Annotated in this window: 8 protein-coding genes and 1 tRNA gene; 4 read left to right on the top strand and 5 right to left on the bottom strand. The window is 70.1% G+C overall.

The annotated features are described in order from the left end of the window. Nucleotides 1-160: 160 nt before the first annotated feature. Nucleotides 161-1,372, top strand: a complete 1,212-nt coding sequence (locus IJ15_RS0101680; RefSeq protein WP_031936615.1) for a winged helix DNA-binding domain-containing protein — start codon at nucleotides 161-163, stop codon at nucleotides 1,370-1,372. Nucleotides 1,373-1,421: 49 nt separating this feature from the next. Here IJ15_RS0101680 and IJ15_RS0101675 read toward each other — a convergent pair. Together IJ15_RS0101675 and IJ15_RS0101670 are read right to left on the bottom strand one after the other, a co-directional pair. Continuing rightward, nucleotides 1,422-1,506, bottom strand: a tRNA-Leu gene (locus IJ15_RS0101675). 77 nt (nucleotides 1,507-1,583) lie between these two features. Continuing rightward, nucleotides 1,584-2,249 (bottom strand): hypothetical protein, encoded by a 666-nt coding sequence (locus tag IJ15_RS0101670; protein WP_031936614.1) that lies wholly within the window; start codon nucleotides 2,247-2,249, stop codon nucleotides 1,584-1,586. Between the two features lie 434 nt (nucleotides 2,250-2,683). On the opposite strand from IJ15_RS0101670, the gene IJ15_RS0101665 reads away from it, so the two are divergent. The 3 genes from IJ15_RS0101665 to IJ15_RS0101655 all read left to right on the top strand — a co-directional run bounded on the left by IJ15_RS0101665 (nucleotide 2,684) and on the right by IJ15_RS0101655 (nucleotide 13,115). Continuing rightward, complete coding sequence (locus tag IJ15_RS0101665; RefSeq protein WP_031936613.1) at nucleotides 2,684-11,992, top strand: type I polyketide synthase; 9,309 nt, start codon at nucleotides 2,684-2,686, stop codon at nucleotides 11,990-11,992. Beyond that, nucleotides 11,992-12,402 (top strand): holo-ACP synthase AcpS, encoded by a 411-nt coding sequence (acpS, locus tag IJ15_RS0101660; protein ID WP_031936612.1) that lies wholly within the window; start codon nucleotides 11,992-11,994, stop codon nucleotides 12,400-12,402. The genes IJ15_RS0101665 and acpS overlap by 1 nt, the downstream gene beginning before the upstream one ends. Before the next feature lie 98 nt (nucleotides 12,403-12,500). Next, nucleotides 12,501-13,115 (top strand): hypothetical protein, encoded by a 615-nt coding sequence (locus IJ15_RS0101655; protein WP_156111983.1) that lies wholly within the window; start codon nucleotides 12,501-12,503, stop codon nucleotides 13,113-13,115. Nucleotides 13,116-13,144: 29 nt separating this feature from the next. Here the strand turns inward: IJ15_RS0101655 and IJ15_RS0101650 are convergent, their stop codons facing one another. From IJ15_RS0101650 to IJ15_RS0101640, 3 genes are all read right to left on the bottom strand, one after another. Next, nucleotides 13,145-13,798 carry a TetR/AcrR family transcriptional regulator gene (locus tag IJ15_RS0101650; RefSeq protein WP_407983953.1) on the bottom strand — a complete coding sequence of 218 codons (654 nt, stop codon included), beginning with the start codon at nucleotides 13,796-13,798 and terminating at the stop codon, nucleotides 13,145-13,147. A gap of 105 nt (nucleotides 13,799-13,903) precedes the next feature. Continuing rightward, a complete protein-coding gene (locus tag IJ15_RS0101645) occupies nucleotides 13,904-14,692 on the bottom strand; it encodes an ABC transporter permease (protein ID WP_051918436.1) in 789 nt (262 codons plus the stop codon). Further along, entirely contained in the window at nucleotides 14,689-15,642 is a 954-nt protein-coding gene (locus IJ15_RS0101640) for a daunorubicin resistance protein DrrA family ABC transporter ATP-binding protein (RefSeq protein ID WP_031936608.1), read from the bottom strand. The genes IJ15_RS0101645 and IJ15_RS0101640 overlap by 4 nt, the downstream gene beginning before the upstream one ends. Between the last annotated feature and the right edge of the window lie 65 nt (nucleotides 15,643-15,707).

The raw sequence follows: 15,707 nt of genomic DNA, 5'->3' as shown, positions 1-15,707 counted from the left end.
GGCGTCACACAGGTTTCGTCGAGGTCACACCCCAATTCCGTGCACAAAGGGTGTGTGATCCGGCGAGAAGGTGTGTGATGTCGGGACGAGCCGGGACCCGTTCGACGGGATGGATCACGGTGCGTTCGGCACAATCGGATCTGTCGACGGGAGGCGATTGGTGACAGCTAGTCCGAGCGGGGACTCCGCCACCGTCAGGACCAGCGACGTCGTCGCGTTCCGGCTGCACGCGCATAATCTGACCGCCCGGCGACCGATCGACGATCTGCTCGAGGTGGCGGGTGCGTGCGGCGTCCAGAACAGCCCGCCGGGGTCGGCGCTGCTCGCGCTGCACGCCCGCGTCGAGGGCGTGACGGGGGACCTCGTCGACCACCTGGTCGCCGAGGACCGCAGCCTGCTGCAGTCCTGGTGCATGCGCGGGGCGCCGTTCTTCTTCCCGGCCGCCGCCGCGCCGACCTTCACCACCGGTGTGCTGCCGGCGACGGAGGGCGGGCGGCTGCAGTTGATCCGCGGTGTCGAGCAGGCGCTGGAGCGACTCGGGATGGGGTTGGACGAGGCGGTCGACCTCATCGCCGACGAGATCCACGACGTACTGTCCGGCCGGCAACTGGCGATCGGTGAACTCGGTGAGGAACTGGCCGAGCGCGTCGCACGCACGCTGCCGCCCACCCGCCGGGAGACTTGGCAGTCGGAAGGCCCCTACGGTACGCACCAGCCGCTGGGGGAGGCCGTCGTCCACTTCTGCATCCGGATCCTGACGCTGCGTGGAATCGTCTGCCTCGCACCGCGGGCCGGGAACAAGGCGCCGTTCGTTCTGCTCGACGAATGGCTGGGCGGGCCGTTGCCGCAGACGGAGCCCGACGTCGCTCGCGCCGACCTGCTGCGCCGCTACCTGCACTGCTACGGACCGTCCACCCGCAAGGACTTCGCCGCCTGGCTGGGTGTCCGCACGGGTGACGTCGACCCGTGGTGGACGTCTGTCGAGGACGAGCTCACACCGGTCGACGTCGACGGCAGGCGGGGATGGATCCTCGCCGCCGATCTCGACGCCCTACGCGCGCCACCGCGGGCGTATGGGGTGCGCCTGCTGCCGCCGCACGACCCCTACCTGCAGATGCGTGATCGGCAGTCCATCGTCGACAAGATGCACCATGCCCAGCTGTGGAAGACGGTCGGCGATCCCGGCGCGGTACTGGCCGACGGCCAGATCGTCGGGACGTGGCGTCCACGCAAGAGTGGGCGCCGATTGACGGTGACGGTGGATGCGTTCGGACCGTCGAGCCCGACGGTCCGCGACCAGGTGCGCGCAGAGGCCGAGCAGGTGGCCGTGTTGCGCGGGGCGTCGACGGTGCAGGTCGAGTTCGCGAGCTAGGCCGCGGCGATCGCCCGCCTCTGCTCACCGGAGACGGTGAGACTGTTCGTGGTGCGCGAGGGGGGACTTGAACCCCCACGTCCTGAGACACTGGAACCTAAATCCAGCGCGTCTGCCAATTCCGCCACTCGCGCGAGTGGTGTCAGACTACGCCACCGGCGGCCGGTCCCGAACGTCAGGATCGGCCGCCGGAGTGAACGGAGCGATTCTCCTACGCGGACAACGGGTTCCGGGTGCGGTCCCGGCTCCGTCCGTACCGCCACACCGCGCCCAGCAGGGCTGTCGGGTCGACATCGAGGTGCTCGGTGACGTCGGCGAGCACCTCGAGAGCCCGCGTCTCGGTTACCGGAGTGTCGCCGGGTCCCATTGCCTCCGTCACGAACTGGCGGATCGTGTCGAGTGCCGCGGGGCCGACGAGTCCGAGTTGCAGGACGAACGTTTCCCAGGTGGTCGCGCCGAGTCCCGGCACCGAGGCGAGCGCCTCCCGGGCGATGCGGCCGTCCCCGATCCGTGCGCTGCCGGCGACACCCGCCTCGACGAGCGCGGCCGCCGCGAGCGCCGCGGCCTCCGCCTTGGTGGTGTAGTTGCCCGGCACCCGCTGACGGTTGCCGAGGATCTCCGCCAAGCGGTCGGGGGTGTCGACGAAGGCGGCCAAGGCTGTGAGGTCGTCGAGGTCCCCACCGCGGTGCGCCCGCCAATTGGCCACGACCCGCCGGACACCCGACGTCGGTGTCCCGTACGTGGCGCGGGCCGAGAAGACGGCGTCGAGCAGTGCCGCCTCGATCTCGCCGGGCCAGCCCGACGGCCAGTGGATTCGTTCGCTCGGCAGGGCGTCGTCGATGTAGGCGAGCAGTGTGTGGACGTCTGATGCACTCATGGTTCCCCCCGGAAGTTCGATTGTCCGGCGCACGGTAACCGCCGACCCCGACAAGGCGATCCGGGGTGGACGCATGCTGCGGGCCTGCCGTCAAGGAGGTCACGAATTGATAACAATCAATGTGAGGGTTTCCTCAGGTTTGTGGACGTCCTCGCATGGCCCGTGACCCGCGGTTACGCGATCTACTCGCGGGTCACTTTCGCGTGAACCTGTGCGCAAGATCACTCGATACTCGCTGGTAGAAAGCGGGGCGCAGGCAAACGTGAGGCTTCCCTCATGATTTTGTGTCAACCTTGACGCGCCCGTATTCGCTGTATTCGCAGCGCATTCGAGGGGTGCCGTGGATGTCGGGGGACATCGCCGCGACAGCTCTGCCGAGGGCGGCCGACCACGACCTACGTCCCGTCGCGGGACCAGGAGAGGACTTAACTTCAGTGACGATCGACGACACTGCAGGAAACGGACGAACCTCGAGGGAGAGCAGCCAGTTCGGTTCGGATCGGGCTTCTGCCCGGTCCTCCGCACAGGGCCCGCTCGTGGACCGGCTGCGCGCGGGGGAGCCCTACGCGTTGGCCTTCGGAGGCCAGGGCGCGCCGTGGCTGAGTGCCCTCGCCGAGCTCGCCCGTGACAGTGCGCTGGAGCCGACGCTCACCGACCTCGTGAACGAGGCCGCCGCACTGCTCGAGCCCGTCGCGCAGGATCTCCTCGTCGTTCGCCCGGTCGGCTTCGACCCGATCGCGTGGATCCTCGAGCAGGAACTCGCGGACGACGACGACACCGCCGGCGCCGCGGGCCCGTCCGCCGCAGCCCTGACGTCCGCCGCGGTGTCGCTGCCCGGTGTATTCCTCACCCAGCTCGCCGCGCTGCGTGCGCTGCAGCAGCAGGGCCTCGATCCCGCCGAGACCGCGCCGGTCGCGACGATCGGCCACTCGCAGGGTCTCATCGCCGCCGCCGCGGTCCAGGGTGGCGGCGTCGCCGACGGGGCGCTGCTCGCCACTGCCCAGCTCATCGGTGCCGCCGCCGGTCTCGTCGGCCGCCGCCGCGGCATCATCGCGACCGCGGACCGCGCGCCGATGCTGGCCGTCTCCAACGTCGATCCCGAGCGCCTGGCTGCGATCGTCGCGCAGGTCTCCGAGGGACAGGAGCCCGAGCGCGCCGCCGTCATGGCGATCCGCAACGGCCGTCGTCGCGTCGTGCTGTCCGGTCCGCCGGCCCAGCTGGCCCGCGTGCAGCAGCGCTGCGAGCAGATCGCGGCCGACGAGACTCGCGCCCGTGAGGCCAAGACTCGCGGCGGTGCGGTGTTCGCCCCGGTCTTCGAGTCGCTGTCCGTCGAGGTCGGCTTCCATCACCCGGCCCTGAACGAGGCCGTCGACATCATCGGTGGCTGGGCCACCCGTTGTGGCCTGGACGCCGAGCAGGTGCGTGCCCTCGCGCAGGCCGTGCTGGTCGATCCGGTCGACTGGGTCGATGCCGTCGACGGCGCGGTCGAGTCCGGTGCCGCCTGGATCCTGGACCTGGGCCCCGGCGACCTGCTCACCCGCATGACCGCGGCCGGCCTGCGCGGCCGTGGCGTCGGCATCATCGCCGCGTCCACCCGCGGCGGTCACCGCAACCTCCTCACCCCGGGTGCCGCACCCGAGGTTCCGCGCGCGTGGAACGAGTTCGCGCCCAAGGCGGTTCAGCTGCCGGGCGGCCGCGTCGCCGTCGAGACCTCGTTCACCAAGCTCACCGGTCGCTCGCCGATCCTGCTGGCGGGCATGACCCCCACGACGGTCGATCCGAAGATCGTCGCTGCCGCGGCGAACGCCGGCCACTGGGCCGAGCTGGCCGGCGGCGGCCAGGTCACCGAGCAGATCTTCGCCGACAACGTCGAGGAGCTGAAGGGCCTGCTCGAGCCCGGTCGCGCCGTCCAGTTCAACTCGATGTTCCTGGACCCGTACCTGTGGAAGCTGCACGTGGGCGGCAAGCGTCTCGTCCCGCGTGCCCGCGCCGCGGGTGCCCCGTTCGACGGCGTAGTCGTCACCGCGGGCATCCCCGAGCTCGAGGAAGCCGTCTCGATCATCGAGGAGCTCACCGAGGCCGGCTTCAGCTACGTCGCCTTCAAGCCGGGCACCGTCGCGCAGATCCGTTCGGTGGTCCGCATCGCCAACGAGGTTCCGGACTTCCCCGTCATCGTGCACATCGAGGGCGGCCGCGCCGGCGGTCACCACTCGTGGGAGGACCTCGACGACCTGCTGCTCGACACCTACGCCGAACTGCGCACCCGGGAGAACCTGGTGCTGTGCGTCGGCGGCGGCATCGGCACCCCGGAGCGGGCTGCCGACTACCTGACCGGTCGCTGGTCCACCGAATACGGCTTCCCGGCAATGCCTCTCGACGGCATCCTCGTCGGCACCGCCGCGATGGCCACCCTCGAGGCCACCACCTCGCCCGAGGTCAAGCAGCTGCTGGTCGACACCCCCGGCACCCCCGACTGGGTCGGTGCGGGTACCGCCGAGGGCGGCATGGCGTCCGGCCGCAGCCAGCTCGGCGCCGACATCCACGAGATCGACAACGCCGCGTCCCGCACCGGTCGTCTGCTCGACGAGGTCGCCGGTGACGCCGAGGCCGTCGCCGCCCGCCGCGACGAGATCATCGCCGCGCTGGACGTGACCGCCAAGCCGTACTTCGGTGACGTCGCGGCCATGACCTACCAGCAGTGGCTGCGCCGCTACCTCGAGCTCGCCGTCGGCGTCGACTCCCCGCAGGCGTTCGATTGCGGCGGCGACGTGCAGGACGCGATCGCCGAGGCCACCCAGTCGGTGTGGCTCGACGTCTCGTGGCGTGACCGCTTCGGTGAGATGCTCCAGCGCGCCGAGGCCCGCCTGCACCGCAACGACCGCGGACCGATCCAGACGCTGTTCGCCGATTCGGCTGCGCTCGATCAGCCGTTCGCCGCGCTGTGCGCGCTCGAGGCTGCGTACCCCGACTACGCCACCACGGTCCTGCATCCCGCCGACGTCCCGTTCTTCACGGCGCTGTGCAAGACGCCCGGTAAGCCCGTCAACTTCGTGCCCGTCGTCGACGGCGACGTCCGCCGCTGGTGGCGTTCGGATTCGCTGTGGCAGGCCCACGATCCGCGCTACGGCGCCGACCAGGTGTGCGTCATCCCCGGCACCGTCGCGGTCGCCGGCATCACCCGCGTCGACGAGCCGGTCGGCGAACTGCTGGACCGCTTCGAGAAGGCCACCGCCGACGAACTCGTCGCGACCGGCGCCGTCCCGACCCCGGTCGCCGGTCGCCGCCACGGCGGCTTCGGCACCGGTCTGCTCGACGCCGTACTCACCGCACCCGACGTGCTGTGGGCCGCGCGCCTGACGCAGAACCCGGTCCGCCGCCTCGGCGACGTCGCCGAGTGGACCATCGAGTCCGACACCGTTGCGAGCCACGACAAGACCGGCGCGCGCCTCGTCGTCGCCGGCTCCGAGCACGTCGACCTGACGGTGCCGCTCGCCCTCGGCAAGGCCGTCGAGATCCGCATCACCGTGCCCGCCGCGGTCCGTGACGGCGGCGCGCCCGTCGTCACCGAGGCCGACGCCGAGGCGTCGATGTCGGCACTGCTCGGTGTCGCTGCCGGCCAGGAGCTTCCGGTGGTCAAGGGCGGTGTCGCGCACATCAACCTGGCGTGGACCCCGGACCTGATCGCCGACCACGCCGGTGTCACCGGTGTCGGCCTGCCGGAGACCGTGAGCACCAGCGGCAACGCGGTGCCCGACGTCGTCGTCGGCGCCTGCTGGCCGGCCGTGTTCGCCGCCCTCGGCGCCGCCACCACCGAGTCCGGCATCCACGTCATCGAGGGCATGCTCGACCTGGTCCACCTCGACCACGCGGTGAACCTCGTCGGTGAACTGCCCTCGGAGACCAGCATTCTCGTGGTCCGTGCCGAGGCCGGCGAGATCGTCGACACCGACATGGGTCGCGTCGTCGAGGTGCGTGTCGAGGTCGGCGCGATGCTCGGCGAGGGCCTCGACGCTCCCGCCGTCGCGACGCTCACGGAGCGCTTCGCGATCCGCGGCCGCACCGGCAAGGGCGAGCTGGCCGACCCGGCGCGCGCCGGGGGTTCGCTGTCCGCCGACGTCGCGGAGACCCCGCGTCGCCGTCGTCGTGACCTGAAGATGGTCGCCCCGCGCAACATGGCGGCCTTCGCCCGCGTCTCCGGTGACCACAACCCGATCCATACGTCCGACGCCGCGGCACTGCTCGCCGGCCTCGGCAGCCCGATCGTGCACGGCATGTGGCTGTCGGCCGCTGCGCAGCAGGCGGTCACGGCCGTCGACCCGACGTCGAAGACGCCGGCACGCCGCCTCACCGCGTGGACCGCACGGTTCCTCGGCATGGTCCGCCCCGGTGCCGAGATCGACGTCCGCGTCGACCGGATCGCCACCGATCGCGGTGCCGAGATCGTCGAGGTCGGCTGCCGCGTCGACGGCGACCTGGTGATGGTCGCGTCCGGCCGCACCGCCGCCCCGAAGACCATCTATGCGTTCCCCGGCCAGGGCATCCAGCGTCCGGGCATGGGCCTCGACGCCCGCTCGCGCAGCAAGGCCGCCCGCGAGGTGTGGGAGCGTGCCGACAAGCACACCCGTGAGGCCCTCGGCTTCTCGATCCTCGCCGTCGTCCGCGACAACCCGACGCTGGTCAAGGCGCGTGGCGTCGAGCACCGTCACCCGGACGGCGTGCTGCACCTGACCCAGTTCACCCAGGTCGCGATGGCGACTCTCGGTGTCGCGCAGGTCGCCGAGCTCCGCGAGTCCGGCGCCTTCATCGAGGGCTCCTACCTGGCCGGTCACTCGGTCGGTGAGTACAACGCGCTCACCGCGGTCGCCGGAGTGCTGCCGCTCGAGGCGCTGCTCGAGGTGGTGTTCCAGCGCGGTTCGGCGATGCACGAGCTGGTGCCCCGCGACGCCGCGGGTCGCAGCGACTACCGCATGGCCGCGATCCGTCCGTCGCAGATCGGCGTCGCCGACGACGAACTGCAGGCGTTCGTCGGTGAAATCGGAGCTCGTACTGGAGAATTTCTTCAGATCGTGAACCTCAACCTCAAGGGTTCGCAGTACGCGATCGCCGGCACGGTCAAGGGCCTCGCCGCTCTCGAGCGCGAGATCGACATCCGCCGTGAGGCTTTCGGTGGCAAGCGCGCGTTCATCGTGGTGCCGGGCATCGACGTGCCGTTCCACTCGACCGTCCTGCGGGGCGGTGTGGACGACTTCCGCGCCAAGCTCGACGAGCTGCTGCCGCAGGACATCGACCCGTCGCTGCTGATCGGCCGCTACATCCCGAACCTGGTGCCGAGGCTGTTCAACCTCGGTCGCGACTTCGTCCAGGAGATCGCGGACCTGGTGCCGTCGGAGCAGCTGCAGACGGTCCTCGCGGACTTCGACGGCTGGGCGGCACGCCCGGTCGCCCTGACCCGCGTCATCCTCGTCGAGCTGCTGGCCTGGCAGTTCGCGAGCCCGGTCCGGTGGATCGAGACGCAGGACCTGCTTTTCACGGACGAGGCCGACGGTGGTCTCGGTGTCGAGCGGTTCGTCGAGATCGGTCTGGGTGCCACCCCGACCGTCGCGAACCTCGCGTCGCAGACCCTCAAGCTCGACGAGCACGCGCACACCACGGTCGAGGTCCTCAACATCGAGCGTGAGGCGTCGGTCGTCTACAGCACCGACGTCGATCCGGCGCCGGTGGAGGACGACGAGCCGGAAGCGCCCGCGGCCTCCGCCGCTCCGGCTGCCGCTGCCGCCGCCCCCGCCGCGGCTCCGGCCGCTCCGAGCGGTGGACCGCGCCCCGACGACATCGCGTTCAAGGCCGCCGACGCCACCAAGGTGCTCATCGCACTGTGGACGAAGTTGCGCCCGGACCAGATCGGTCCCGCCGACACCATCGAGGCGCTGTGCGACGGCGTGTCCTCGCGCCGTAACCAGCTGCTCGTCGACCTCGGCGCGGAGCTGTCGCTCGGCGCGATCGACGGTGCCGCGGACGCCGACATGGGTTCGCTCGCGGTGACGGTCGACCGTCTGGCCCGCACCTACAAGCCGTTCGGCCCGGTGCTGTCCGACTCGATCAACGATCACCTGCGGAAGGTGTTCGGCCCGTCGGGTCGTCGCCCCGCCGCGATCGCGGACCGGGTCAAGAAGGTCTGGGAGCTCGGCGACGGCTGGGCGAGCCACGTGACCGCCGAGGTCGCGCTCGGTACCCGTGACGGCTCCAGCGTGCGTGGTGGCGCGATGGGTGGCCTGCACGAAGGTGCGATCGCCGACGGTGCCACCGTCGACGCACTCGTCGACGCGGCCGTCCAGGCCGTGGCAGGTCGACGCGGTGTCGCCGTGTCGATGCCGGCTGCCGGTGGCGGCGCGGGCGGTACCGTCGACGCGGCCGCGCTCGGTGAGTTCACCGAGCACATCACCGGCCGCAACGGCGTGCTGGCCTCCGCGGCCCGTCTGGTGCTCGAGCAGCTCGGCTTCAGCGACGCGGCAGCCGCCGCCGTCGCCACCGAGGACACCGCTCTCGTCGACCTCGTGTCGGCCGAGCTGGGTTCGGACTGGCCGCGTCTGGTCGCCCCCGCGTTCGACGCCAAGAAGGCCGTCCTGATCGACGACCGCTGGGCCACCGCTCGCGAGGACCTGGCCCGCGCCTGGATCGGCGAGACCGATCTGACCGTCGAGCGTTTCGATGGTGCCGGTGCCGCCGTGGCCACCCACGCCCGGTGGTGGCAGCAGCGCGCCACCACGGAAGGCCGCACCACGCAGGCCGAGCTGTACGGCCGCATCGCGCAGGTCGCGGTCGTCCCGATCGACGAGACCGGCCAGTACGTCGGCGAGATCGCGGTCGTCACGGGCGCCAGCAAGGGCTCGATCGCCGCGTCGGTGGCGGGCAAGCTGCTCGGTGGCGGTGCGACGGTGGTCGTGACCACCTCGCGTCTCGACGATTCGCGGCTGGGCTTCTACCGCAAGCTCTACGCCGACAACGCCCGCGCCGGTGCCGCCCTGTGGGTGGTGCCCGCGAACATGGCGTCCTACGCGGACGTCGACGCGCTCATCGACTGGGTCGGCAACGTCCAGACGGAGACCGCCGGTGGTGCGAAGAAGCTCGTCAAGGAGGCGATGACGCCGACGATGCTGTTCCCGTTCGCCGCACCTCGCGTCGCCGGGGAACTCTCCGACGCCGGCGCCCGCGCCGAGATGGAGATGCGGGTCCTGCTGTGGTCGGTGGAGCGCCTGATCGGCGGCCTGTCGAAGATCGGCTACGACAGCGACGTCGACACCCACCTGCACGTGGTGTTGCCCGGTTCCCCGAACCGCGGCCTCTTCGGCGGCGACGGCGCGTACGGCGAGTCGAAGGCCGCGCTCGACGCGGTCGTCGGACGCTGGTCGGCCGAGCGCACCTGGGCGGAGCGGGTCACGATCGTCCACGCGCTGATCGGGTGGGTGCGCGGCACCGGCCTGATGGGCGGCAACGACCCGATGGTCGAGGCCGTCGAGGCCAAGGGCGTGCGTACCTGGTCCACCGACGAGATGGCCACCGAACTGCTGTCCTCGTGCACGGCGGAGGCCAAGCGTGCCGCTGCGGTGGCGCCGCGCCTGGTGGATCTCACCGGTGGCCTCGCCGAGGTCGACCTGGATCTGCCGGCGCTGGCGAAGGAGGCCGCCGAGGCGGCCGAGAACGCCGGCAAGGAGGCCGACGCGGCCGGAGACGACGCGAATTCGATTGCGGCACTGCCCGCTCCGCCGCGTGCGGTCCAGATGCCCGCGATCGCTTCCTGGCCCGAGCTGGACGTCGATCCCGCGGACCTGGTCGTGATCGTCGGCGCCGGTGAGCTCGGACCCTACGGTTCGTCGCGTACCCGCTTCGAGATGGAGGTCGACGAGCAGCTCTCGGCGGCCGGCGTGCTCGAGCTGGCGTGGAACACCGGCCTGGTGACGTGGGAGAACGACCCGGTCGCCGGTTGGTACGACGCCGAGTCCGGCGATCTGGTGCCGGAGGCGGAGATCGCCGACCGCTACCACGACGCCGTCGTCGAACGGTGCGGTATCCGCACCTACGGTGACGAGGGCGCGATGGTCGACAACACGGCGCCGCTGCTGACGTCGGTCTTCATCGACAAGGACCTGTCCTTCGTGGTCGGCTCCGAGGCGGAGGCCCGGGCGTTCGTCGACTCCGATCCGGAGAACACGACCGCCGCGGTCGACCCGGAGAGCGGCGACTGGACCGTCACCCGCAAGGCCGGCACCGAGATCCGCGTGCCGCGCAAGGCGAAGCTGACCCGCACGGTCGGCGGTCAGATCCCGACCGGATTCGACGTCACCAAGTGGGGCATCCCCGCCGACATGGCCGGATCCGTGGACCGCGTGGGCCTGTGGAACATCGTCTCGACCGTCGACGCGTTCCTCACCGGTGGCTTCACCCCGTCCGAGCTGCTCCGTTGGGTGCACCCGGCGTTCGTCGCCAACACCCAGGGCACCGGCATGGGCGGCATGACGTCGATGCGCTCGCTGTACATCGACACGCTGCTCGGCGAGTCCCGCGCCAACGACATCCTGCAGGAGGCCCTGCCGAATGTGATTGCGGCGCATGTCGTCCAGTCGTACGTCGGTGGCTACGGCGCGATGGTGCACCCGGTTGCGGCGTGCGCCACGGCCGCGGTCTCCGTCGAGGAGGGCGTCGACAAGATCAAGCTCGGTAAGGCCAAGCTGGTGGTCTCCGGTGGCTTCGACGACCTCGGCATCGAGGGCATCATCGGCTTCGGTGACATGTCGGCGACCGCGAAGTCGGACGAGATGACCGCCAAGGGCATCAGCGATCGCCGCTTCTCGCGGGCCAACGACCGCCGTCGCGGCGGATTCGTCGAGTCCGCCGGTGGCGGCACCATCCTGCTGGCCCGGGGCGACCTGGCCCTCGAGATGGGTCTGCCGGTTCTTGGTGTGGTCGCGTGGGCGGGCTCGTTCGCCGACGGTGTCCACACCTCGATCCCGGCCCCCGGCATCGGTGCCCTCGGCGCCGGACGCGGGGGAGCGGATTCGCAGCTCGCGCTGTCGCTCAACGCGCTCGGAGTCACCGCCGACGACATCTCGGTGGTCTCCAAGCACGACACCTCGACGGCGGCGAACGACCCGAACGAGGCCGAACTGCACGAGCGTCTGGCCGCGGCCCTGGGCCGCAGCGAGGGTGCCCCGCTGTTCGTGATCTCGCAGAAGACGCTCACCGGTCACGCCAAGGGCGGCGCGGCAGCGTTCCAGCTGATCGGCCTGTGCCAGGTCCTCGGCCAGGGCGTCATCCCGCCGAACCGCAGCCTCGACTGCGTCGACGACAAGATGGCGGAGTTCTCCCACCTGGTGTGGCCGCGGACCCCGCTGCGCTTCGGCGACCAGTTCGCGCTCAAGGCCGGCCTGCTGACCAGCCTCGGCTTCGGTCACGTGTCGGGCCTAATCGCGGTGGTGCACCCGCAGGCGTTCGTCGAGTCCATCCCGGTGGACCAGCGCGCGGCCTACCTGGCGCAGGCGCAGCAGCGCACCATCGACGGCCAGCGTCGTCTGGCGTCGGCGATGTGCGGTGGCGACAGCCTGTACGAGCGTCCGGCGGACCGTCGCTTCGGTGGGGACTCGGTGCCCGCCAAGGCATCCCGTCAGCTCGAGGCCGACATGCTCCTCACCGAGGATGCGCGCCTGGGCGCCGACGACGTGTACCGCGCCGGAAAGCCGGGGTGCCAGTGATGGCAATTCTCGGAATCGGCTTCGACGTCGTCACGATCTCGGAGTTCGAGGAGCAGCTGAAGCGTCCCGGCACCGCGATGAAGTCGAGCTTCCGGCCCGGCGAGCGGCGCTACTGCGAGGCCAAGAGTGAACCGGCCCGGCACTACGCGGTCCGCTGGGCGGCCAAGGAAGCCGTGATCAAGGCGTGGGCGGCCTCGCGGTTCGCCCGGCCGCCGGCCGTCGGGGACAACGCCTACGTGCAGGTCGAGGTCGTCAACGACGCCTGGGGGCGTCCGACGATCAAGCTGCACGACGAGGCCGCGCAGTTCCTGCCGTCCGCGAAGATCCACCTCTCGCTCACCCACGACGGTGACGTCGCGGGGGCGATGGTCGTGATCGAAGAACCTGACCCGATCCAGCCCATCGGCTGATCGAGCACGGAAGAACACGAGGCCGGTCGACGGACACAATCCGTCGGCCGGCCTCGTTCTGTCCTCTCACCGACCCCGCCGTGGATATCGTCGACACGATGAAGGCGAGGGACCTTGGCCTGGTTGCCCTGGCGGTCGGCGCTGCGACGGCCGGAGCGATCCAGCTGCACGAACGCCAACCGGACCGTCCCGACCCGGCGCAGGCGGTTGCGGAGGTGACCTGCCTGGACCCGGGAATGTTCCCCGGTCACTTCCCTCGGCCGGCGCCACAGAGCTTCGAGCCGCCTGAACCGGGAACGGTCCCTGACGATTTCGATCCGGTCGCCGTCGTCACTTGCGGCGGAGGCGCGGGCTGGACGTACTTCGGCGCCGACGGACAGCAGCCCGCCGGAACCACCGAGACGGTGGACGAAGTGCGGCGCGAGGGTGATCTCGGTGACCTGCTGGCCGCATTGTCGGAGCATTCGGATCCGCCGGGATGGTGGATCGAGGCGTGGTTCGGGAAGACCCGCCGACCACCGTCCGATCACTGCAGCCCCGGGACGACGTGCCCGATGGTGTGGCTGGTCGACCGTGACGGTCGAGCCATCCGCCCGTCGATTCCGGTCGACCGTTCCGGGGCGCCCAAGGTCGATGCCCGCTACGCCATCGCGCGCCTACCCGTCGTCAGTCGTGTCGAGCACAGACTGGACGTGCCCACCGTGTTCCGTTGATTCGACGGCGCCGACGCGACCCGATCGGGCTACTTGGAGCGGGCTTCCTTCTCGGCCACCAGGAGGTACGCGACCATCAATCGCTTGAGTTCGGCGACGGCGTCGCTGTGGCTCTGGCCGTCCTGGACGGAGAAGTTCAACATCGAGTAGACGACGTGGACGAGGACCTCGGCCATCATCGTGCGGCGCTCGCGGGGTGTGTGCGGGGTGAGCGGGGCGAGCATGAGGGAGATCTGCTCGGCGAGCGCCTTCTCGTGGATCACACCGGTGGCCCGCGTCGACGGCGTCGACTGCATCGCCAGCCACACCTCGCGGCGTGACGGATCCGACGTCCACAGCCCGGCCATGTGATCGACGAACTTGTTGAGGAACCGCAGCCAGTCGAGCGACGGGACCTCCCCGTTGAACGCCTCCAGCTCCTGCTGTACGCCCTTCAGATCCTGCCGGTTGAGTTCACAGACGATCACGTACTTGTTCGCGAAGAACTGGTACAGCGTGCCGATGGGCACATCCGCCCGTGCCGCGACCTCCTCGCACGTGAACGACTCGAAGCCGACGTCGACCAGCAACTCGCGTGACGAGGCCAGCAGGGCATCGAATTTGCGTCGGCTGCGCTCCTGCGTGGGGCGTTTCCGGGGCATCAGTTCCTGGGGGTCGCTCTGGACCTCCAGCGCGGGGTCCACCCTGCGAGGGGGACGGCGGCTGGTAGTGGACTCCACGAGCACAGATTATCGGTCTTTGCCGCCAGATTCGACGACCTTCCCGTTCTGGTGTTTCTCCCGGTACCGCTAACGCGTGGTTCGCCTGCGGTACAGCGTCGTGGCGCCGACGAATCCGGCGGCGGCGACGGCGGCACACCAGAGCACGGCCAGCGCGGCGCTGTTTCCGATCGGGGTGCCCATCAACAGCCCGCGAACCGTTTCGATGACGGGGGTGACCGGCTGGTTGGCGGCGAACCACTGCAGCCAGCTCGGCATCGTCTCGGCCGGAACGAAAGCGCTGCTGACATAGGGCAGGAACAGGAAGACGAACGTGAAGCCGCTCGCGGCCTCCGGGTTCTTCGCGAGCAACCCGAGCGCGGTCGACAAGTACGACAACGCGAACACGAACAGCGCGATGATCCCGATCGCCCCGAGCCACCGCACGGGATCCGCCGTCGGTCGGAACCCGATCAGCAGTGCGAACACGACGACGATCGCGGTCGTGATCATGTTGCGCACGACACTTGCCAGCACGTGCCCGGTCAGGACCGCGGACCGCGCGATGGGCAAGGTGCGAAACCGGTCGATGATGCCGTCGGTCATGTCGCTGGAGACGCTCACCGCCGTTGTGGCCGCACCGAACGCGGCGCACAGCAGGATGATGCCCGGTACGACGTAGTCGACGTAGGCGCCGCCGGTATCGATGGCACCGCCGAACACGTAGACGAACATCACCATCAACATGAGCGGCAGGACGAGGGCCGTGATCATCGTGTCCGGGCTGCGTGAGATGTGGGTGAGATTCCGCCGCAACATCGTCCAGGAGTCCGACACCGCGGAGATCGGTTCGTGCGCGGTCGGGGTCGACACGGTCATCGGACTTCCTCCTTGCGTGCGGCGCCGGTCAGGGCGAAGAACACGTCGTCGAGATCGGGGGTGTGCAGGGTGAACCGGTCGACCGACAGCGCCGGATCGTCGATGCGGTCGAGCAGCGCCTTGAGCGAGCGAATGCTGCCGTCGGTGGGGATCTGCAGCGTCGAGTTGTCGAGGTCGACGACGGCGTCGGACAGCGCCGCGCTCGCGCGAGCGAGTTGGGCCGGGTCGTGCACCGTGATCTCCACGTGCCCGCCGGGGACCAGCTCTTTGAGCTCGTCCGCGGTGCCTTCTGCGACGATCCGGCCGGCATCGAGGACGGCGATCCGGTCGGCGAGTTCGTCGGCCTCGTCGAGGTACTGGGTGGTCAGCAGGATGGTGGTGCCGTCGCGGACCAGTTCACGCACCATCGCCCACACGTCCCGGCGGCTCCGCGGGTCGAGCCCGGTCGTCGGCTCGTCGAGGAACAGCACCCGCGGACGCGCGACCAGGCTCATCGCGAGGTCGAGGCGTCGGCGCATGCCACCGGAGTAGCTGTCGGCGCGCTGGTTCGCGGCGGCGGTGAGATCGAACTGCTCGAGGAGTTCGTCTGCGCGGCGCCGCGATTCGCGACGGCCGAGGTGATGCAGATCGCCCAGGAGGGCGAGGTTCTCGCGGCCGGTGAGCAGTGCGTCGACCGATGCGTACTGGCCGGTCACGCTGATGTCGGTGCGGACCGCTCGGGCCTGTGACGGCAGCTGGTGTCCCGCCACCTCGACCCGCCCGGCGTCGAACGGCAGCAGGGTCGACAGGATGCGAACCGTGGTGGTCTTGCCCGCGCCGTTGGCCCCGAGCAGCGCGAACACGCTGCCGGAGGGCACGTGGAGATCCAGGTCGTCCAGCACCGTGCGGTCGCCGAAGGTCTTCCGTAGGCCGGTGACCGCGATGGCGTGTGTGGATTGTGATTCGTTCACGTGACTTCCTCCCCGAAACTGTGTACGTCATACACAACTGTTTACAACATACGCAGTTTTAGGAT

Origin of the sequence: Prescottella defluvii (genome assembly GCF_000738775.1) — a bacterium.
GTDB classification, from domain to species: domain Bacteria; phylum Actinomycetota; class Actinomycetes; order Mycobacteriales; family Mycobacteriaceae; genus Prescottella; species Prescottella defluvii.
Note: the sequence above shows the minus strand (reverse complement) of the source record. Positions and strands in the feature narration are given on the sequence as shown.